This is a genomic window from Streptomyces sp. OR43, from assembly GCF_008042275.1.
GTDB lineage: Bacteria > Actinomycetota > Actinomycetes > Streptomycetales > Streptomycetaceae > Streptomyces.
Genome location: NZ_RDBK01000043.1, coordinates 2045026 through 2065767, shown reverse-complemented (window position 1 = coordinate 2065767; position 20742 = coordinate 2045026). Strand labels below are relative to the sequence as shown.

Genomic DNA, 20742 nt, shown 5'->3' with positions numbered 1-20742 from the left:
ATGGACCGAATGCAGTAATGGGACAGATGCATTGCTGGAAGATCGCCGAAGGAGCGCAAACGAAAAAAGGCCCTGCTCAGCAGGGCCTCGGAAAAATGGATCGGGAACGGCCGACTACGCCGTCGGGGTGGCCGAACCACCCCGGGACCCCGAGCCGTCTCAGGGAAGAACGGTGACAGGTGTCTTCGGCCAGCTCATGCGGATCACACCGCCGTCCGCACCGGACCTGACCTCCACGTCGTCGACCAGACCGCTGATGACCGCCAGGCCCATCTCGTCCTCACCGTCGCCGTCGGCCTCCGGTTCCGGTTCATCCGGTCCCACGCCGGGCGCGGCGTCGCGGCTCCCCGGGACGCCGGGCACGGAGCCGTCGGCACCCGGGCCGGGCACCTCGTCACCGACCTCGATGGAGAAGGACTTCTCGTCCTCGATCAGGACGACCGTGACGGGAGCCGTGATGCCGTGGCTGCGGTGCAGCCCGACCGCGCGGCTGCATGCCTCTCCCACGGCGAGCCTGACCTCGTCGAGCACTGCCTCGTCGACCCCGGCCCGGCGCGCCACGGCAGCCGCCACGAGGCGGGCCGTTCTGACGTGTTCGGGCTGGGCGCTGAAGCGGAGTTCAACGGTGGCCATGCGATCCCCCTCGAACGTACGTAAGTGCATCCCCAGGAGCCGGGCACGCGGCCCGGTACTCCTGAGCTCTGTCTGCTGAGCCTGCTGAGTTCAGCCTGCTGAACTCAGCCTGCGAAAGCCGCTGCCCGATCGGCCGACGGACACTGGCCGACACCCGTTCAGCGGTCCGACCTCCGCCGGACCGCTGATCCGGCCGCCGATCCGGCCGCCGATCCGGCCGCCGGACGATCGCGTGACGACCGACCGGCAGCTGACCGATGAAGGTCGGCCGGATACCGCCGAACGGGTGACGGAAGGGTGCCGAACACGGTGATCCGGTGGTCACCGGTCACCGATGAACGGCCCCCGCCACCCAGGCCGCGCGGGTACGGAAATGCCGTCGCACCGCCACCGCCGAACCGACCGCAGAGCCGGCCCGGCCGCGGACGGGACGTCAGTCGGTTGCCGCCACGGCCTCATCGACCGTGGTGTGGATGGGGAACACCTTGGTCAGACCGGTGATCCGGAAAATCTTGAGAATGCGCTCCTGGTTGCACACCAGGCGCAACGAGCCCTCATGGGCCCGCACACGCTTCAAACCGCCCACGAGCACGCCGAGGCCGGTGGAGTCGAGGAAGTCGACACCTTCCATGTCGACAACCAAGTGGTAGCTGCCGTCATTCACCAACTCGACCAACTGCTCGCGCAGCTTGGGCGCGGTATACACATCAATCTCGCCACCGACCTCGACGACCGTACGGTCGCCACCAGGGCCGGACACATTGCGAGTCGACAAGGACAGGTCCACGGATCCTCCAGCACCTTGCTATCGAGCGGTCGCCCCTCGGTCTCCCCGGCGGAGCCAGGGGACGGATCGCCAGCCGCGATGGCATTCAATCACTTACGGGCAGCCATGCACGACGCCTTGGGACCATTGTCCGTCCTGCCAGTGACACACTCGGTGCCGATGGCCAAGAATCACCGCCCCAGCGAACCGCCCGGGAGCAGGGGCTCCCGCCCCTCTCCCGACGTGGTCCTCGACCGGCTCGCCGCTGCGGCGGGCCGGTCCTCGCGCATCACTCATACGGAGCACTTGCCCCCGCGCGCGGGAACCCATGCCATCTGGCCCGATCGCATCCGTCCGGAAGTGATCGCCGCCATCCAGAAGGCCGGCATCGATCATCCCTGGGCCCATCAGGCCACCGCGGCGGAGCACGCCCTGGACGGCGAATCGGTCGTGATCGCCACCGGCACGGCGTCCGGAAAGTCGCTGGCCTACCTCGCCCCGGTCCTCAGCGCCCTGCTGGACGGCTCCGAAGCCCCCAACGGCCGCGGAGCGACCGCGCTCTACCTCTCCCCCACCAAGGCCCTGGCGGCCGACCAGCGGCGCTCGGTGAAGGAACTGGCGGCCCCTCTGGGCAACGGAATCCGCCCCGCTGTCTACGACGGCGACACTCCGGTCGAAGAACGCGAATGGGTGCGCCAGTACGCCAACTACGTGCTCACCAATCCCGACATGCTGCACCGCGGGATACTCCCGTCCCACCCCCGCTGGTCCTCCTTCCTGCGTGCTCTGCGCTACGTCGTCATCGACGAGTGCCACACCTACCGGGGTGTCTTCGGCTCGCATGTCGCCCAGGTAGTGCGCAGGCTCCGCCGTCTGTGCGCCCGCTACGGCGCCGATCCGGTCTTCCTCCTCGCCTCCGCCACCGCTGCGGAGCCCTCGGTCGCGGCCGGCCGTCTCACGGGCCTCACGGTCACCGAGGTGGCCGACGACGCCTCCCCGCGCGGCGAACTGGTCTTCGCCCTGTGGGAGCCGCCCCTGACCGAACTGTCGGGCGAGAAGGGCGCCCCGGTGCGCCGTACGGCCACGGCCGAGACCGCCGACCTGCTCACCGACCTGACGGTGCAGGGCGTGCGCTCCGTCGCGTTCGTACGCTCGCGGCGTGGCGCCGAGCTCATCTCCGTCATCGCGAAGGAACGCCTCGCCGAGGTCGACCGGTCCCTGCCCTCCCGAGTCGCCGCCTACCGCGGGGGCTACCTCCCCGAGGAACGCCGTGCCCTGGAGCGCGCACTGCACTCGGGCAGCCTGCTCGGCCTCGCCGCCACGACCGCCCTCGAGCTCGGTATCGACGTCTCCGGCCTGGACGCGGTCGTCATCGCCGGGTACCCGGGCACCAGGGCTTCGCTGTGGCAGCAGGCCGGCCGCGCCGGGCGGGCGGGCCAGGGCGCCCTCGCCATCCTGGTGGCCCGCGACGACCCGCTGGACACCTTCCTGGTCCACCATCCCGAAGCGCTGTTCCAGCAGCCCGTGGAGTCCACCGTCCTCGACCCGGACAACCCCTACGTCCTGGCTCCCCACCTGTGCGCCGCCGCCGCAGAGCTACCGCTCACCGAAGCGGATCTGGCCCTCTTCGGTCCCGCCGTGGCCGGGCTTCTGCCGCAGCTGGAAGCCGCGAAGCTCCTCCGCAGACGGGCCTCGGGCTGGCACTGGACCCGGCGCGAGCGGGCCGCCGACCTCACCGACATCCGGGGCGAGGGCGGCCGCCCCGTCCAGATCGTCGAGGAGGGCACCGGCAGGCTGCTGGGCACCGTCGACGAGTCAGCCGCGCACACGGCCGTCCACGAGGGCGCCGTCCACCTTCACCAAGGCCGCACCTACCTGGTCCGGAAACTGGACCTGGAGGACTCGGTCGCCCTGGTCGAGGAGGCCGGGCCGCCGTACTCGACGACCGCACGCGACACCACGGCCATCGCCGTCCTGGACACCGACACCGAGATCCCCTGGGGAGACGGGAAGCTCTGCTACGGCTCCGTCGAAGTGACCAACCAGGTCGTCTCCTTCCTCCGTCGCAAACTGATCACCGGCGAGGTGCTCGGCGAGACCAAACTGGACCTTCCGCCCCGTACCCTGCGCACCCGGGCCGTGTGGTGGACGGTCACCCAGGACCAGCTCGACGCCGCACAGATCAACCCGGAGATCCTCGGCGGCGCGCTGCACGCCGCCGAGCACGCGTCGATCGGGATGCTGCCGCTCTTCGCCACCTGCGACCGCTGGGACATCGGCGGGGTCTCCGTACCGCTGCATCCGGACACCCTGCTGCCGACCGTCTTCGTATACGACGGCCACCCCGGCGGCGCCGGCTTCGCCGAACGCGCCTTCCACACCGCCCGGGCCTGGCTGACCGCCACGCGCGAGGCGATCGCGTCCTGCGAGTGCGAAGCGGGCTGCCCGTCGTGCATCCAGTCCCCGAAATGCGGCAACGGCAACGAACCCCTGCACAAACGAGGCGCCGTCCGCCTGCTCACCGAACTCCTCCGATCCGCCCCGTCCGGCCCGGGGGAGCCGGACGGGCCGGGTGGCCCGTGGGCGCCGCCGTCGGCGGCCCCGCCCGGGACCTGACCTCGGGCGCGTACGGCCCCCGGCGCACCCGGGCCGTCACATCGGCGATCTCCCCCTGGACGGCGCACCGCACCACTTCCGCCCCCTGCGCAGCCGCCACGTCCCGGGCCGCCCCGCAGGCGGCAGCGGCTCCCTCCAGAGCCCGGTCCGCCGCGGCCAGCGCGGCCAGGTCTGCCGCGCCCGCGGCCCGGTGCCGGACCACGACCACCTGTCCGAGAGCCAGCACCACGGCGAAGACGACACACAACGTAGCCGTGGTCACCGCAGCCCAGACGGTCGCCAGCCCTTGATCCCGCGGCCTCCCGCACATACGCAGCCGGCTCAGACCCCGGCCCCCGCCCCGTCCTCGGCCGCCGCCGCAGCTTCCGCGCTCAGTGTCACGGCCAGCGGCCCGGGGCCCGGAGCCGGTGCGGTCACGATGACCCGCCACAGCTGTCCGGCCCGCTCCACCTCGACCCGTGCCCGCTCGGGCGCCGCTGACAGGGCGGCCTCCCTCACCTGCGCCTCCGGTTCGGAGCGGGCTGCCGCCCTCGCACCGGCCCGCGCCGCGTCCACACACCGGATCTGGCCCGAGGCGGCCATCAGCGCCCACAAGAGGGCGAGAGCGAAGATCACCATCACCGGAATCGCCATGGCCGCCTCCGCCGTCACCGCGCCCCGGTCACCCCACCGCCCGGCCGTCCCGGCTCCGTCCCGGGAGGGTCTCTCCCGCCCGGCCCTCTCCCCTGTCCCGTCGTCCTGTACCGCTCCGGCTCCGCCCTCAGAACTTCGCATCGAGCGCGTCCTTGAGCAGCGACTGCATCTGTGCCATGACCGGCGCACTGGTGACCACCTTGTAGAGCACCGCGGCAAAGGCACAGGCCGCAATCGTTCCGACCGCGTATTCCGACGTCGTCATGCCGGTGTCCGCCTGAACTCTGCGCGCCACGGTTCGCACCCAGTACATGATGGTCCGCATCACTCGCATCACTTCAACCCCCGATTAACCGATATTTGTTGGGAAATTGCCCTACTGCAGGGCCTTTGGGCCATCAAGGCCGCAGCAGCCCACCCGCCAGCCCGATCACCACAGGCGCCACGCCCACAGTCAGAAAGGCGGGCAGGAAGCAGAGCCCGAGAGGCGCGGTGATCAGTACGGCCGCCCGCTGGGCCCGCGCCACCGCCGCGCTCGTCCGCTCGGCCCTCATGGCCCCGGCCAGCCGGGCCACCGACTCCGCCGCAGGAGCGCCGGTTGACCCGGCCCGCTCCAGGCAGCGCGCCAGGGCGGCAGCTCCCGGTATCGCCCCGAACCTCCCCCAGGCGACGGCAGGATCACCACCGAGCCGGATTTCCGCTGCCGTACGCGCCAGTTGCTCGCCGACCGGACCGCCCAACGATTCCCCGACCGCCTCGGCCGCCTCGCGCGGACCGGCGCCCGCAGAGATACAGGACGCCAGCAGATCGGCCGCCAGCGGAAGCTGACGCATCGACTCCGCTGCTGTCGCCGCCGCCTCGGCAGCAGCTCGAGGTGCCTGCCCGAGCCGCACCCGTTGCCATCTCCAGGTACCGCAGGCCACTGCCAGGCCAACCGCCCACCCTGCGGGGCCACCCACCAGAAACCAGCCCGCCAGAACAGCGCCCAGCACGGCTGCCCACTGCCTGGCATCGGCGCCGGAGACCGGCCACCGCATCCGCCCCGGATGCCTGCCCAGCCGGCCCGCACGCCCACTCAGGGCCGCCGGAGCGGCAGAATCCACGGCCAGCAGCGTCAGACCGCGCCGGCGCACCCGCTGCCCTGTCCGGTGCCGGGCCAGAGCGAGAGCAGGCTGGACACACACGCCCAGCACCAGCCCCGCCACCCCCACCCTGTGGACCACCTCACCCACCACGGCGCTCATGCCGCCTCTCCCTTGCGGACGATCCGAGTCGCCCAGACAAGCCCGGCCGCTTCCATCGATGTGCCCACCACCAGGCAGCCCAGCCCAACGGGGCTGTGCAGCAACACCGCCAGTGGATCCGCTCCGAGCGCCGTCCCCAGCCCCACGCCCAGCACCGGCAGCAGTGCCAGCACGACAACCGTCGACCACGGACCGGCCAACTGCGCCCTCAGTTCCTCGCGCTGCCGCCGCTCGGCCCGTAACGCACCTTCCAGCCGGTCCAGACCGGCGGCGAGCCCTGCACCGCCGTCCACTGCCACCCGCCAGCAAGCCGCCACTCCCGCGAGGCCCTCCAGGCCCGGCTCACCCGCCGCCTGCCCCAGGGCTCGGGGAACATCGCCGCCGAAGCGCGCCGCGGCCGACACCCCGGGCCCTGCCGCGCCCAGTGCCGCCGCGGCATGGGCCGCGACAAGCAGCGCCTGCCCCGGTTCATGCCCGGCCCTCAACTCGCCCACCACCGCGCCACACAGGTCCACCACCCCGTCGGCCCGGCGCTCCCGCTCCTTGCGCACCTCCCTTCTTCCCAGCCATCGCCTCACGACGGGGGCCGCGACCACCCCTGCGATCACCGGCAGCACGGACTCGCCGAGGACGGCCAGCACCAGAGCGACCGGCAGACACAGCCACTCCCGCCGCCCCCGCAGCCACGTTCCCCACCGGATCCGGCCGTTCGCCCAGCCCTTCCGAAGCGGCGACCGCACCGTCCCGGGACCGAACAGCACACGGGCTCTCCGGTGCCCTTGGCTCCGCCCCGCCACCACGAGTCCGGCCGCCGCCCCCGCACACAGCGCGGCCGCATGGACCGCCTCCGGCGCCCCCACCCCCGTGCCGCTCACCGTGCGTCCCCGATCAGCGACCGCAGCCGGTCCCAGCCCCGCTCCCGCCCGAAACGGGCGGCTCCCCACCGCAGGGCCGGAACGGTCACCACCAGCCCCACCGCATTGCGTTCCAACACGTGGATCTCGGAGATCCTCCGCAGGCCTGTCCGGTCCCGCACGAGATGGACCACCACCGACAACGCCGCCGCCAGCTGACTGTGCAACGCCGTCCGGTCCAGGCCGGCGGCGGTCCCCAGCGCCTCCAGCCGGGCCGGTACGTGCTCGGCTGCATTCGCGTGAACAGTTCCGCAGCCGCCCTCGTGCCCCGTGTTGAGGGCCGCGAGCAGCTCGGTGACCTCGGCACCTCGCACTTCTCCGACGACCAGCCTGTCGGGGCGCATACGAAGGGCCTGACGCACCAGGTCCCGAAGGGTCACCCGCCCGGCACCCTCCTGATTCGCAGGGCGCGATTCCAGACGCACCACGTGTGGGTGGTCAGGCCGGAGCTCGGCCGAGTCCTCCGCGAGCACGATGCGCTCCCGCTCCCCCACCGCGCCGAGCATGCTGGACAGGAGCGTCGTCTTTCCTGCCCCCGTCCCACCACTGATCAGGTACGAGACCCGGGCCTCCACCAGGGCCCGCAACACTCGGTCGCCACCTGGCGGTACCGTCCCCGCCGCGACCAGCTCCCCCAGGGAGAAGGCCTTCGGCCTGACCACGCGCAGCGACAGACAGGTCGATCCGACCGAGACCGGCGGCAGCACGGCATGCATCCGGGTCCCGTCCGGGAGCCGGGCGTCCACCCAGGGCCTGGCATCGTCCAGACGCCGCCCCGCGACGGCCGCCAGCCGCTGCGCCAGCCTGCGGACCGCCGCAGCGTCCACAAAGGTCACCGCGGTGAGTTCGAGCCCGCGGCCCCGGTCCACCCACACCCGGTCGGGCGCGGACACCAGCACATCCGTGACCGCCGGATCGGCGAGCAGCGGCTCCAGAACGCCGCTCCCGATCAGCTCTCCACGCAACTCATCAGCCGCTCCCAGGACTTCTGCGTCCCCGAGCAACCTCCCCTGCGCCCTCAGCGCGGCCGCCACCCCAGCCGGAGTCGGCGCCGCACCGCTCTGCGCCAGCCGTTGCCTTACCGCGTCGAGCAACGTCTCGCTCATGACGCGCCCCCCATGAACTGGCCTCCGGCCACTTCTCCCGCAAGGGCCCGGTCCCAGAAGGCCGTACAAAACCTGGCCAGCGGCCCGCGGGGACTTCCTCCGGGGGGCGCTCCCATGTCCTGCTCGGCCAGCAGACCCGGCTCCAAAGGGAGTTCACCAACGAGCGGCAACCCCATGGCATGCGCCACCCACTGGTCGTCGAGTCCGGAGGCGTACGGCCCTCGCGCCACCACGCGGAGGTCCTCCAGAACCATTCCGGCCATCGATGCCACCCGTTTCGCCGCAGCGACCGCCCGCAGCTCCCCGGGCACCACGAGAAGCCCGAGGTCCAGCTGCGCCAGCGCCTCGGCCACGGCCTCGTCGACCCGCCGCGGCAGATCCACGACCACCACTCCGCCGAGCCGGCGTGCGGCGCCCAGCACCGCTTGCATGGCCTGCGGCGGGATGACCACCCAGTCGTCACGGCCCCAGCTGAGCACCCGCAGTCCGTGCAGGGCGGGCAACGACTCCTCCAGCGCGCCGCCACCGACCCGCCCCTTGGAATGAACGAAATCAGGCCACCTCATCCCCTCGGCCCGCTCACCGCCGAGCAGCACATCGATCCCGCCGCCCAGGGGATCGCCGTCGATCAGCATCGTCCGCCGCCCGGACCTCGCCGCGGTCACCGCCAGCGCACAGGCCAGCGTTGACGCGCCGGAACCACCCCTGCCGCCGATCACCCCGACGGTCAGCGCGGGCCGGCCGACCCCCTCAGCCGCGTTGGCGATCTGGTCGACCAGCCAGTTCTCCGAATCGGGCAGGCGCAGCACGTACTCGGCCCCGATCTCCACGGCCCTGCGCCACACGTCGGGAGCGTCCTGATCCCGGCCGACGAGCATCACCCCCCGCCTGCGGGCCGCCCCGCGGCACCGCGCCGCCGCGTCGTCCCCCACGAGGACCATGGGAGCCTGCTCCCATCCCCCTCTGCGGTCGGGCATCGTGTGATGAACCTCGGGCTCCGCTCCAGCGGCTGCGCACAGCCTCAGCAGATCGTCGAGCAGTTCCACATCCTCGGTCACAATCAGCGGTCCGCCCCGTCGGGCCTCGCCAGCCGGCGCACGATCCCGTGCACTGGATTCAGCCACGATCTCCGCCCCCTTCTTCACTCACCTTCACCGCGGTTCGCGGCGATCCCGGAGCCCTCCGAGAACGGTGATTCCGGAACCCGTGGACTTCACGGGTGGAATCACGGTGCAGCGCTTCGGAAAATCGTGTGGATCTTGCTCAAGAACTGTGGACAACGCGGCCGCTGTGAATAACTCCGTCACCCAAACCGGCGACTTCCCAGAGCAGCACTACAGTTACGCACTGTGACCATGCATGCTGATCGGAGTCATCCGCGGACACAGGCCATGAAGGCCGAAGGGGAGGAGAAATGTGTGATTCCGAGCGGCAGAACCGCGTCCGGACATGCGACGACCCCCGCCGGGGGGGAGAGCGGGGGTCGTCCCCACGGCCGACTCGGGGGGGGGGAGGAGTCGGACCGGGTTAGCACGGTCGCGAACGATCCGTGACTTCCATGGTGTACCCGAGAGCCTTCTCAGGCAAACCCACGCGCCGGAGTTTACGCCGAATGGTGGGCCCCTATGCTCTGCCTTGTGGAAAACCGCTTCTTGCCTCGCACAGCCGCCTTCTTTGACCTGGACAAGACGGTCATTGCGAAGTCGTCGACGCTGACCTTCAGTAAGTCCTTCTACCAAGGCGGACTGATCAACCGCCGCGCCGTACTGCGCACTGCGTACGCACAGTTCGTGTTCCTCGCCGGGGGTGCAGACCACGACCAGATGGAGCGGATGCGTGAATATCTCTCATCACTCTGCAAGGGCTGGAACGTGCAGCAGGTGAAGGAAATTGTCGCCGAGACGCTGCACGACCTGATCGACCCGATCATCTACGACGAAGCAGCGACCCTCATCGAGGAACATCACACCGCCGGACGCGATGTGGTCATCGTGTCGACGTCCGGGGCCGAGGTGGTGGAACCGATCGGTGAACTCCTGGGCGCCGACCGCGTCGTCGCCACCCGCATGGTCGTCGGCGACGACGGATGCTTCACCGGCGAGGTGGAGTACTACGCGTACGGACCGACGAAGGCCGAGGCCATCAGGGCTCTCGCCGTGTCCGAGGGCTACGACCTCGCCCGTTGCTACGCATACAGCGACTCAGCCACCGATGTACCCATGCTGGAATCCGTCGGTCACCCGCACGCCGTCAACCCTGATCGCGCGCTGCGGCGCGAGGCAACCCTGAGGGAGTGGCCGATTCTCGTCTTCGACCGCCCGGTCCGGCTCAAGCAACGCCTGCCCACACTCTCGATGCCGCCACGGCCGGCGCTGATGGCCGCTGCCGCAGTGGGCGCGGCAGCCCTCACCGCCGGGATCGTCTGGTACACCGCCCGGCGTCGCGCCACCACTGCACCCGGCCTGCCCGTTTGAACCAACTCGTCCGTAATTGAACGTAAAAGTAAAGAAGTACAGCCAGCACTTCCGCTCACCCGGCCCCTGGAGTACAAAGGACTCAACGGCCCGCGAGACCAAGGACATCCGCGAGGATGACCTGTAACGCAGAGAAGGCCCCACGGACCGCGCATGAAAGCCGGGCACCCACGCGACGTCGACCCGTCGATTACGGGCCAGCCGCACCAGGAGCGGGCAAAGTACCCGACCTGATGGGCATATATCGAGGACGCTTGGTAACTGGGCGGACATGCCAGCGGCGGTACCGAATTCGGTACCGCCGCACCCTTTGCCCACCGGGCGTAAGGATCATCCGGCGCCAAGATCACCGGACGTCAAGCGGCCCGTCACCGTGCGAGGCGAGGCGTACCGGCGAAGCGCCCCCCACACAGCCGATCGCCATCACCCAGAGGCGACCGCCGCAGGGCCCCCACATCACCACTCCGCGCCAGCCACGTGGCGCTTAAGCGGCTCCCCGTTGAAGCGCCTCGCATACGGCCGTCGATTCCCGGACACCGAGTTCCACGGACCGCCCGCAGTGCGTGATCCAGGCGGCCATACCTTCCGGGGTGCCAGCCAGGTATCCCTGGAAGGCAGCGACGTAAGCGGCCCTCCCCTGCTCGGCGTGACCGACCTCGGCCGGGCAGATCGACTTCGGGTCGAGCCCGCTCCCGATCAGCACGATCCGTTCGGCAGTCCGTGCGACCAGGCCGTTGTACGAACCGAAGGGGCGCAGCGCCAGCAGCTCGCCGTGCACGACGGCGGCCGTCACCAGAGCGGGCGCCGCACTCCCCGAAAGGATGAGCCCACTGAGCCCTTCGAGGCGCCCCGCGACCTCGTCGGCGCCCGGCAGGGGCGCCTCGATCAGAGGCTCATCCACCGGCTCGTCCGCCAGCCGGGGCCGCCCGACCGCGTCCTCAGGCGTCGCGCCACCCGCTGCCACCAGGTGAAGTCGGGCAAGAACCCGCAGAGGCGACTGCCGCCAGATGGAAAGGAGTTGGCCTGCTTCAGCCGTCAGGCGCAGGGCCGCACCGATTACGTGCGCCTCACCGTCGCCACGGAAGTCGGTACGGCGACGCACCTCCTCGAGGTTCCAGTCGGCACCCGAGAGCGCAGCCGATCCCCGGGCGCCCCGCAGGGCCGCTTCGGCGGTCACCTCGTTGCTGCGACGCCGCATGACACGGTGCCCGTAGACCCGGTCGACGGCCTTGCGTACAGAGTCCACCGCATCGGTGACCCCTGGCAGGGAGCCCAGAGCGGCGAGCGGGTCCGAGGAAGTCGTACTCATAAGTAGCGAGGCTACGCGCCCCTTGCACAACCACCGCCTCGGCGTGGCGTTCTTCACGAACTGTGACAGCGGACCGCGATCGTGCCGCTACCCTAGGTGAACATGAAGATCGCTTTCGTAGGGAAGGGCGGCAGCGGCAAGACCACGCTGTCCTCGCTCTTCATCCGCCACCTTGCCGCCAATGAAGCTCCCGTCGTCGCGGTGGACGCCGACATCAACCAGCATCTCGGGGCCGCACTCGGCCTCGACGAACAAGAAGCGGCGGCGCTGCCCGCCATGGGAGCGCAGCTGCCACTGATCAAGGACTATCTGCGGGGCAGCAATCCCCGCATCGCCTCCGCCGAGACGATGATCAAGACGACACCGCCGGGCGAGGGCTCCCGGTTGCTTCGGGTGTGCGAGGACAACCCCGTCTACGACGCCTGTGCCCGCACGGTCGGGCTCGATGACGGGGACATCCGGCTGATGGTCACGGGGCCGTTCACCGAATCGGACCTGGGGGTGGCCTGCTACCACTCAAAGGTCGGCGCGGTCGAACTCTGCCTCAACCACCTCGTTGACGGCCCCGAGGAGTACGTGGTGGTCGACATGACCGCCGGTTCGGACTCCTTCGCCTCCGGAATGTTCACCCGCTTCGACATGACGTTCCTGGTTGCCGAGCCGACCCGCAAGGGCGTCTCGGTCTACCGCCAGTACAAGGAATACGCACAGGACTTCGGCGTCGCGCTGAAGGTGGTCGGGAACAAGGTGCAGGGCGAGGACGACCTGGAGTTCCTGCGCGCCGAGGTCGGCGAGGATCTGTTGGTCACCATCGGCCATTCCGACTGGGTGCGAGCCATGGAGAAGGGCCGCCCTGCCCGCTTCGAGCTGCTGGAGGCGGACAACCGGATGGCCCTTCAGGCCTTGCAGAACGCCGCTGAGGACTCGTACGGGCAACGCGACTGGGAGCGGTACACGCGCCAGATGGTCCACTTCCACCTGCGCAACGCGGAAAGCTGGGGCAACGAGAAGACGGGGGCCGATCTGGCGGCCCAGGTCGACCCCGCGTTCGTACTCGACGAGCGCTTCGCGCGAGCCGAGGCCACCCCCCAGCCTGCCTGACCGGCTGCCGTTCCAGGACCCGTCCTCTCCCGGCCCGCAGAGACAACCCTTGGGCCCCCTGGAGCGGACCACCCACCACTGTCCCCTGAAACGAACGCACCACGACCGCCCCTGGAACGCACACGGTGCGGGCCCTGAAGCGGACGCCACTCGGGACGGGTCCTGGGCCCGACCGTACCCAGTTCAGGCCCAGGACCCGGGTCGGCCGCCGGACCGCCGTCGCATCGCCGTCGGTGGGCCCGGCAGTCGAACGGCATCCAGCAGCCGGCCCCGGTGACGGGCCGGAGGAAGGCGGCCCCGGTGACGGGCCGGAGTAGGGCCGGCTCTCCGTGGGCGGTCTGGGGCCTTTCGTTTGGATCAGGCCGGTTGAGGGGGTCGGTGCATGCGGCGCAAGGCGGAGGAGGGAGCCACTGCCGAGCATGGGGTGACCGACGACAATGCCGGAGGGTGTCCCCTGGTCGAGAGAAGCCGAGACCTCGGGGAGCGCGTGCCGGATCCCGCGAGCCCGGCGTGAGCCAAACGGAGAGGCCCTATCGGTCGGCCTGCTTCCCCGCGGACCCGACAGGCTCCTTCGCCTCAGCCTGGCCCCGTCCCTCGCCGAGGAACGATGCCCATCCGGTCTTCGGCGCCTTGCCGACCTTCAGCGTGCCGAGCTTGGCGAGCGTGGCCGGATCCTGCGCGTCCAGCCAGTCCGCAAGCTGCCTGAAGGACACGCAGCGCACACCCTCCTTGGTGCACACCGACTCGATCGTCTCCTCAATGGCACGCATATACGTGCCACCGTTCCAGGACTCGAAGTGGTTGCCGATGATCAGCGGGGCACGATTCCCGTCGTAGGAGCGGTCGAAGGCCTGGAGCAGCCCGTCGCGCATCTGGTCGCCCCAGTACTCGTGCTGATCCGGATCACCCTGGGTCGTGCCGGACTGGTTGAACATGAAGTTGTAGTCCATCGACAGGGTTTCGAACTCGCGTCCCGGCACCGGGACGAGCTGCATCGAGAGGTCCCAGATGCCGTCCTTCTTCTTCGGCCAGACCTGGTCGTTGACTCCGCTGGAGTCGTAGCGGAAGCCCATCGAGCGTGCCGCCGCGACCATGTTCTTCTGCCCCTCCAGGCAGGGAGTCCGGCCGCCGATCAGCTCCTTGTCATAGTCGAAGGGCAGGGACTTCTCGCCCTTGAGCTCCGGATCGTTGCTCTTCCAGCCCTTCACGAACGACTTGGCCTGTCGGATCTCGCTCTTCCACTCGTCAACCGACCAGGTGCCGACGCCACCGTCCTTGCCGCAGAAGTGACCGTTGAAGTGGGTGCCGATCTCGTTGCCGTCGAGCCAGGCACCGCGGACCTGGTCCAGGGTGTCCCTGATGCCTTCGGTGTCGTTGAAGCCGATGTCGGAGCTGCCCGCGTTGTGCTTGGGCGGGTCGTAGAGCTCACGCTTGGCCTCCGGCAGCAGGTACACGCCGCTGAGGAAGTACGTCATGCTCGCGTGGTACTTCTTCCCCACCTCGCGAAAGTGCGAGAAGAGCCGCTGACTGTCCTCCCCTGCCCCGTCCCAGGAGAACACCACGAACTGCGGCGGCTTCTGACCGGGCATCAGTCGCTGCACGGCCGGCTGCTTCGGCTGGGCCCCCGTGAAAGCGGTCGACCCGTCACCGATCACACGGACCGCGCTCCGGGGGGCCGCTTCGGCCGCCTTCTTCTTCGCCCCCGCGGCGCCGTTCACGGCACCGGGTCCGGAGCTGCTCGGGCCGGATCCTGCCCCGGAGCAGCCCGCCGCTCCCGCGACCAGCGCAACGGCCATGACACCCAAGGCGAACCTCTTCGCGGCGGCCATCATCCGCCCACCCTCTTCCTTGCAGGTAACTTGCGCTGAAGTGCCGAGACGGCGCGGCCAAACTTGCACGCACTGCACACAAATTCGGGCGACAGGCCGCATGAAAAGCTGCCTATTCACTGGAACGGGTGCTTCAATAGCCCATTTGCCCTTAATCCTGGACACGGATCTTTACTCTCCATTACGATCTGTTTACCGAGAGTTGAGATATCCCGCCGCTGCACGCCGTGACCCACGGCCGCGTCCCCACGTTCCGCGACCGCGCTGCCCCGGAGGAGACGGGAAACATGTCTGCCTGCGTCCCCACTCGTCATGACCACTCATCCCGCAGTTCGCGCCCTCCCCGATCCTCGGGAGTCAAGCGACCGCACAGCCCGCCACCGCCGCACCGCGGCGGACGATTCCGCATCGCGGGCGCCGACCTGTCCGCATCGATCACGGTCTTCCTGCTGGCCGTCCCCATGTCGCTCGGCCTGGCCGTCGCCATGGACGCACCACTGGAAGCGGGCCTCATCTCCGCCGCGGTCGGCGGCATCGTCGCCGGCCTGCTCGGCGGGACCCCTCTGCAGGTCTCCGGGCCGTCCGCCGGACTGACCGTGGTAACAGCCGAGTTGATCCAGATCTACGGCTGGCGCACCACCTGTGCGATCACCATCGGCGCAGGCCTTCTTCAGATCGTGCTGGGCTCGCTGCGGACCGCGCGCAGCGCACTGGCCGTCAGCCCCGCCATCGTCCACGGGACACTCGCCGGCATCGGTGTGGCGATCGCGCTCGCCCAGCTGCACATCGTGCTCGGCGGCTCGCCGCAGAGCTCGGCTGTCTCCAACGCCTTGCACCTGCCCGCCCAGTTGGAGCGGTCGGGCCCGGCGGCACCATTGATCGGCGGGCTCACCATCGCCGTCCTGGTGCTCTGGACTCGAATCCCGGGTCGCGCCGGACGGAACATGCGGCGGGTCCCGGCAGCCCTGGCCGCCGTCGCCATGGCGACGGCGGTGGCCGCTCTCGCAGCCCCTTCGATCGCCCGGGTCGACCTGCCGTCCTGGCGCTCGCACGCCCTGCCGGAAATGCCTCAGGGACCGCTGCTCGGCCTCGCCACAGCCGTATTCACGATGATGCTGGTGGCCAGTCTGGAATCCCTGCTCGCCGCCGTCGCAGTGGACAAGCTGGCTGCGGACCGCAGCCGCGAGCAGTCGGCCGGCCCTGCCGCCGGCAGCGACGACAACCGGACCGGCGAACTCTCCGTCAGGAGCGACAATGTCCGGACCGGTGACCTCCCGCCCGATAGCGAAGCCATCCGGACCGGCGAACCTGCGGCCGATGCCCCGGATGGGGCCCCTGCTGCGGCGGCGCCCCCGGTCAGACGCTCCGATCTCGACCGCGAGCTCCGCGCTCAGGGCATCGCCAACACCGTCTCCGGTCTGCTCGGCGGCCTGGCGGTCTCCGGTGGCGCGGTGCGCAGTTCGGCGAACGTACGGGCCGGAGCGACCGGCCGCGCGTCCACGGTGCTGCACGGCGTCTGGGTCCTGCTCGCCACCGGGTTCCTGGTCACCGCCCTGGAATGGATCCCGCTCGCCGCTCTCGGTGCGCTCGTGATGGTGGTCGGCATCCAGATGGTGAACTTCGCGCACATCCGCAACGTCCACAGGCATCGGGAATTCCTGGTGTACGGCGCGACGATCACCGGTGTGCTGCTCTTCGGCGTACTCAAGGGTGTGGCGATCGGGATCGCCGTGGCGGTGGCCGTCGCACTGCACCGGCTGGCCCGGACACGGATTACCGCGTCCCACCATGATGGGCAGCATCTGGTGGTGGTGCGAGGGCAGTTGACGTTCCTTGCGGTGCCCCGGCTCAGCAGAGCGCTGGGCCAGCTGCCCCAGGATGCTGACGTGGTCGTCGAGTTGGACGGCTTCTTCATGGATCACGCGGCGTACGAACTGATCCATGACTGGAGCAACGCTCATGCCGCCCACGGCGGCCGGGTCGCCTTCACCGGCCGTTCCGGGGGCAGAATCGCCGAGCCCGCCTCTGCGGCGCACTCCTGCTGCCGCCCCTGGACGCCCTGGCGCAACCACCACTGCCACGACGGACCCGAGCACGTGCCCGTCACCACCGCGGGTGGTCGCGCACACGCCAGCGCGGGCACGGAGACAAGCGCGCCGGGCACGCCGGGACCGGCGTCGGTAACTACGGCTGTGCCTGCGACTGCGACTGCCACTGCCGCTGCGACTGCGGTGACGACCGGAGCCAAGGCACTTCCCGACCACCCCACGGCCGAAGTAGCAGAAGCAACATCGCCACTCCCGTGGCCGGATCACCACGCACCGGACACGGGCGGGACGCGGCCCGGTCCCCTCCTCGCCCCGGAAGCACTCGGGCACGCGGAGGAAGACACCCACCCCTCAACTGATCACGCCGGCCGCTTCGCACCGGATCATCGGTCCGCACGACCGCTTTCGGCCGGAAGCCAACGGCTGGTCAGCGGCCTCAGCTCGTTCCAGCGCAACACGGCCCCGCTCGTACGAGAGGAGCTGGCGAGACTGGCCAGGGAGGGGCAGCGCCCCTCTCAGTTGTTCATCACCTGCGCGGACTCCCGACTCGTTACGAGCATGATCACGGCAAGCGGACCCGGCGATCTGTTCACCGTCCGCAATATCGGCAATCTCGTCCCGCCGTCCGACTCCGAGACCGGCGATCATTCGGTAGGCGCGGCCATCGAGTACGCGGTGGACGTACTGGGGGTCGAGTCCATCACCATCTGCGGGCACTCCGGCTGCGGTGCGATGAACGCACTGCTCGGTACCAGGCCGGAAGGTTCCGAGACGGCTCTCTGGCGCTGGCTCCGGCACGGAGTCCCCAGCCTGGAGCGGATGGCCTCGCGCGACCGGGCCTGGGCCCGGATCTCCGGCCGGATGCCCGCGGATGCCGTGGAGCAGCTCTGCCTCACCAACATCGTCCAGCAGCTGGACCATCTACGGGCCCACCCGCCCGTGGCACGCCGCCTCGCCGAGGGCACCCTCCAGCTCCATGGCATGTACTTCCACGTGGCCGAGGCACAGTCGTATCTGCTGACCGAGGGCGCGAGTGCCGGCAACGGACTCGACGAGGTCTTCGCCCCGGTCAGTCCGTCTCGTTCATCCCCGCCCCTCTCACCTTCCGCGTCGCCTTCGTCTGCTCCCTCGCCTGCGCATGCGCCGACTGATCCGGTCGAGTTGGCACGTACGGGCGCCTGAACCACACAGCCCCCTAGTCCGTGAGACCTTGTGGTCCCGCTTCCGCCCACCCGCCCGTGGCACGCCGCCTCGCCGAGGGCACCCTCCAGCTCCATGGCATGTACTTCCACGTGGCCGAGGCACAGTCGTATCTGCTGACCGAGGGCGCGAGTGCCGGCAACGGACTCGACGAGGTCTTCGCCCCGGTCAGTCCGTCTCGTTCATCCCCGCCCCTCTCACCTTCCGCGTCGCCTTCGTCTGCTCCCTCGCCTGCGCATGCGCCGACTGATCCGGTCGAGTTGGCACGTACGGGCGCCTGAACCACACAGCCCCCTAGTCCGTGAGACCTTGTGGTCCCGCTTCCGCACACCAGCACCCCGCACACGCACGACGTGCACCACCACCCGCCGCGGAAGCGGGATCATGTCTCCATACACGAAGACACAGGTCTAAACCAATTTCCGGCAGGCACTTGTCACCCGGCCCCTGGCCTGATGAGCTAGGCCCCGGGACACAACGGACACCCTGGGACTGGGAGATGTCGTGAGCAACGAAAGCTTGGCCAATCTGCTTCGTGAGGAGCGGCGGTTCGCACCGCCTGCCGATCTGGCCGCGAACGCCAACGTCACAGCAAAGGCGTACGAGCAGGCCGAGGCGGACCGGCTGGGCTTCTGGGCCGAGCAGGCCCGCCGCCTGACCTGGGCCACCGAGCCGACCGAGACGCTCGACTGGAGCAACCCGCCCTTCGCGAAGTGGTTCGCGGACGGCGAGCTCAACGTCGCGTACAACTGCGTGGACCGCCACGTCGAGGCGGGCAACGGCGACCGAGTCGCCATCCACTTCGAGGGCGAGCCCGGCGACAGCCGTGCCATCACCTACGCGGAGCTGAAGGACGAGGTCTCCCGCGCAGCGAACGCGCTGACCGAGCTCGGTGTCGGCAAGGGCGACCGGGTCGCCGTCTACCTGCCGATGATCCCCGAGGCCGCCGTCGCGATGCTGGCCTGCGCCCGCATCGGTGCCGCGCACTCGGTCGTCTTCGGCGGGTTCTCCGCCGACGCCATCGCCGCCCGCATCCAGGACGCGGACGCGAAGGTCGTCATCACCTCCGACGGCGGCTACCGCCGTGGCAAGCCCTCCGCGCTCAAGCCCGCGGTCGACGACGCCGTCTCCCGTATCGAGAGCGTCGAGCACGTCCTCGTCGTCCGCCGCACCGGCCAGGACACCGCGTGGACCGAGGGACGCGACGTCTGGTGGCACGAGATCACCGCCCGCCAGTCCACCGAGCACACCCCCGAGGCGTTCAAGGCCGAGCAGCCGCTGTTCATCCTCTACACGTCGGGCACCACCGGGAAGCCCAAGGGCATCCTGCACACCTCCGGCGGCTATCTCACCCAGGCCGCGTACACGCACCACGCGGTCTTCGACCTCAAGCCGGCAACCGACGTCTACTGGTGCACCGCCGACATCGGCTGGGTCACCGGCCACTCGTACATCGTCTACGGGCCCCTGGCCAACGGTGCGACGCAGGTCATGTACGAGGGCACGCCGGACACCCCGCACCAGGGGCGTTTCTGGGAGATCGTCCAGAAGTACGGCGTCACGATCCTCTACACCGCACCGACCGCGATCCGCACGTTCATGAAGTGGGGAGACGACATCCCCGCCAAGTTCGACCTGAGCAGTCTCCGGGTCCTGGGCTCGGTCGGTGAGCCGATCAACCCGGAGGCGTGGATGTGGTACCGCAAGCACATCGGCGCCGACAAGTGCCCCATCGTGGACACCTGGTGGCAGACCGAGACCGGCGCGATGATGATCTCGCCACTGCCCGGCGTCACCGAGACCAAGCCCGGCAGCGCCCAGCGCGCCCTGCCGGGGATCTCCGCCACCGTCGTCGACGACGAGGCGCGTGAGGTTCCGGACGGCGGAGGCGGCTACCTCGTCCTCACCGAGCCGTGGCCCTCCATGCTGCGCACCATCTGGCGCGACGACCAGCGGTTCCTCGACACCTACTGGTCCCGCTTCGAGGGCAAGTACTTCGCGGGCSACGGCGCGAAGAAGGACGAGGACGGCGACATCTGGCTGCTGGGCCGCGTCGATGACGTCATGCTCGTGTCCGGGCACAACATCTCGACCACCGAGGTCGAATCCGCGCTGGTGTCGCACCCGGCAGTCGCCGAGGCCGCCGTCGTCGGCGCCGCCGACGAGACGACCGGCCAGGCCATCGTCGCGTTCGTCATCCTGCGCGGCACCGCCACTGCCTCCGAGGACCTCGTCGCGGAACTCCGCAACCACGTCGGCACCACCCTCGGCCCGATCGCCAAGCCCAAGCGGATCATGCCGGTCGCCGAACTTCCCAAGACCCGCTCCGGCAAGATCATGCGACGCCTCCTCCGCGACGTCGCCGAGAACCGCGCCCTGGGTGACGTCACCACACTGACCGACTCCTCGGTCATGGACCTCATCCAGACCCAGCTGCCGCAGTCCTCCTCCGAGGACTGAGACCGGGCTTCGGGCCAAGGGACGGGACCTCCAGACCAAAGGACCAGGCCTACGGACCAAGGGGGCCGGATCTCCGGCCAAAGGGGACCAGGCCTCCGGCCCCAAGGGGCCCTGGCGGCCCCGGACCCCGGGCCGCCCTCAGTGGCCCCGGCCCCCTGAGCAGCGCACGCCCGAAGGGCATCCGGCTGACGCGCCGGATGCCCTTCGGGCGTTTAGGGTGGCGATCACCGGTTACCGCCCCGCACACCCCGGGTACAGTGGCAGCTGATCAATAAAACGATAAGAAATCTCCACAGGGTGTGCGGGGCGGTAACCGGTGATCGCCACCCTAAACGCCCGAAGGGCATCCGGCGCGTCAGCCGGATGCCCTTCGGGCGTGCGCTGCTCAGGGGGCCGGGGCCACTGAGGG

The 20742-nt window shown here is 69.9% G+C and carries 16 protein-coding genes and 1 pseudogene; 6 read left to right on the top strand and 11 right to left on the bottom strand.

Annotated features, from left to right (window positions below; genetic code table 11):
* Nucleotides 1-159 precede the first annotated feature (159 nt).
* Nucleotides 160-633 carry an ATP-binding protein gene (locus tag EAO72_RS28130; RefSeq protein ID WP_148019964.1) on the bottom strand — a complete coding sequence of 158 codons (474 nt, stop codon included), beginning with the start codon at nucleotides 631-633 and terminating at the stop codon, nucleotides 160-162.
* 433 nt (nucleotides 634-1066) lie between these two features.
* Nucleotides 1067-1420: an STAS domain-containing protein gene (locus EAO72_RS28125; RefSeq protein WP_003967428.1), complete on the bottom strand. Its 354-nt coding sequence runs from the start codon at nucleotides 1418-1420 to the stop codon at nucleotides 1067-1069.
* 78 nt (nucleotides 1421-1498) lie between these two features.
* On the opposite strand from EAO72_RS28125, the gene EAO72_RS28120 reads away from it, so the two are divergent.
* Nucleotides 1499-4015: a DEAD/DEAH box helicase gene (locus EAO72_RS28120; protein ID WP_148019963.1), complete on the top strand. Its 2517-nt coding sequence runs from the start codon at nucleotides 1499-1501 to the stop codon at nucleotides 4013-4015.
* Here EAO72_RS28120 and EAO72_RS28115 read toward each other — a convergent pair.
* The 7 genes from EAO72_RS28115 to ssd form a co-directional block, all read right to left on the bottom strand.
* The gene (locus EAO72_RS28115; RefSeq protein ID WP_148019962.1) at nucleotides 3918-4325 is read right to left on the bottom strand and encodes an Rv3654c family TadE-like protein; all 408 of its coding nucleotides are present in this window, start codon (nucleotides 4323-4325) and stop codon (nucleotides 3918-3920) included. The genes EAO72_RS28120 and EAO72_RS28115 overlap by 98 nt on opposite strands.
* A gap of 11 nt (nucleotides 4326-4336) precedes the next feature.
* Nucleotides 4337-4666: a TadE family type IV pilus minor pilin gene (locus EAO72_RS28110; RefSeq protein ID WP_148022083.1), complete on the bottom strand. Its 330-nt coding sequence runs from the start codon at nucleotides 4664-4666 to the stop codon at nucleotides 4337-4339.
* 109 nt (nucleotides 4667-4775) lie between these two features.
* Complete coding sequence (locus EAO72_RS28105; protein ID WP_261991656.1) at nucleotides 4776-4982, bottom strand: DUF4244 domain-containing protein; 207 nt, start codon at nucleotides 4980-4982, stop codon at nucleotides 4776-4778.
* A gap of 64 nt (nucleotides 4983-5046) precedes the next feature.
* Nucleotides 5047-5892 (bottom strand): type II secretion system F family protein, encoded by an 846-nt coding sequence (locus EAO72_RS28100; protein ID WP_187285246.1) that lies wholly within the window; start codon nucleotides 5890-5892, stop codon nucleotides 5047-5049.
* A complete protein-coding gene (locus tag EAO72_RS28095) occupies nucleotides 5889-6767 on the bottom strand; it encodes a type II secretion system F family protein (protein WP_148019960.1) in 879 nt (292 codons plus the stop codon). Before EAO72_RS28095 ends, EAO72_RS28100 begins: the two co-directional genes overlap by 4 nt.
* Nucleotides 6764-7912 (bottom strand): TadA family conjugal transfer-associated ATPase, encoded by a 1149-nt coding sequence (locus EAO72_RS28090; RefSeq protein WP_148019959.1) that lies wholly within the window; start codon nucleotides 7910-7912, stop codon nucleotides 6764-6766. Before EAO72_RS28090 ends, EAO72_RS28095 begins: the two co-directional genes overlap by 4 nt.
* Complete coding sequence (gene ssd, locus EAO72_RS28085; RefSeq protein WP_187285245.1) at nucleotides 7909-8970, bottom strand: septum site-determining protein Ssd; 1062 nt, start codon at nucleotides 8968-8970, stop codon at nucleotides 7909-7911. The genes EAO72_RS28090 and ssd overlap by 4 nt, the downstream gene beginning before the upstream one ends.
* Before the next feature lie 567 nt (nucleotides 8971-9537).
* On the opposite strand from ssd, the gene EAO72_RS28080 reads away from it, so the two are divergent.
* Nucleotides 9538-10386 carry an HAD family hydrolase gene (locus EAO72_RS28080; RefSeq protein WP_148019958.1) on the top strand — a complete coding sequence of 283 codons (849 nt, stop codon included), beginning with the start codon at nucleotides 9538-9540 and terminating at the stop codon, nucleotides 10384-10386.
* Between the two features lie 484 nt (nucleotides 10387-10870).
* On the opposite strand, the gene EAO72_RS28075 is transcribed toward EAO72_RS28080, so the two are convergent.
* A complete protein-coding gene (locus tag EAO72_RS28075; protein WP_148019957.1) occupies nucleotides 10871-11695 on the bottom strand; it encodes a Fic family protein in 825 nt (274 codons plus the stop codon).
* A gap of 102 nt (nucleotides 11696-11797) precedes the next feature.
* Between EAO72_RS28075 and EAO72_RS28070 the strand changes: the two genes are divergently transcribed.
* A complete protein-coding gene (locus EAO72_RS28070; protein ID WP_148019956.1) occupies nucleotides 11798-12796 on the top strand; it encodes an ATP-binding protein in 999 nt (332 codons plus the stop codon).
* Between the two features lie 530 nt (nucleotides 12797-13326).
* On the opposite strand, the gene EAO72_RS28065 is transcribed toward EAO72_RS28070, so the two are convergent.
* On the bottom strand, nucleotides 13327-14628 hold the full coding sequence (locus tag EAO72_RS28065) for a polysaccharide deacetylase family protein (RefSeq protein WP_148019955.1): 1302 nt from the start codon (nucleotides 14626-14628) through the stop codon (nucleotides 13327-13329).
* 284 nt (nucleotides 14629-14912) lie between these two features.
* Between EAO72_RS28065 and EAO72_RS28060 the strand changes: the two genes are divergently transcribed.
* The 3 genes and pseudogenes from EAO72_RS28060 (at nucleotide 14913) to acs (ending at nucleotide 20333) form a co-directional block, all read left to right on the top strand.
* Nucleotides 14913-17855: a bifunctional SulP family inorganic anion transporter/carbonic anhydrase gene (locus EAO72_RS28060; RefSeq protein ID WP_187285244.1), complete on the top strand. Its 2943-nt coding sequence runs from the start codon at nucleotides 14913-14915 to the stop codon at nucleotides 17853-17855.
* Nucleotides 17856-17899: 44 nt separating this feature from the next.
* A pseudogene (locus EAO72_RS44160) lies at nucleotides 17900-18154 on the top strand (hypothetical protein); the annotation flags it as partial.
* A 211-nt stretch (nucleotides 18155-18365) separates the two neighbouring features.
* Nucleotides 18366-20333, top strand: coding sequence for an acetate--CoA ligase (gene acs, locus EAO72_RS28050; RefSeq protein ID WP_148019953.1), 1968 nt, complete (start codon nucleotides 18366-18368; stop codon nucleotides 20331-20333).
* Nucleotides 20334-20742: the final 409 nt, after the last annotated feature.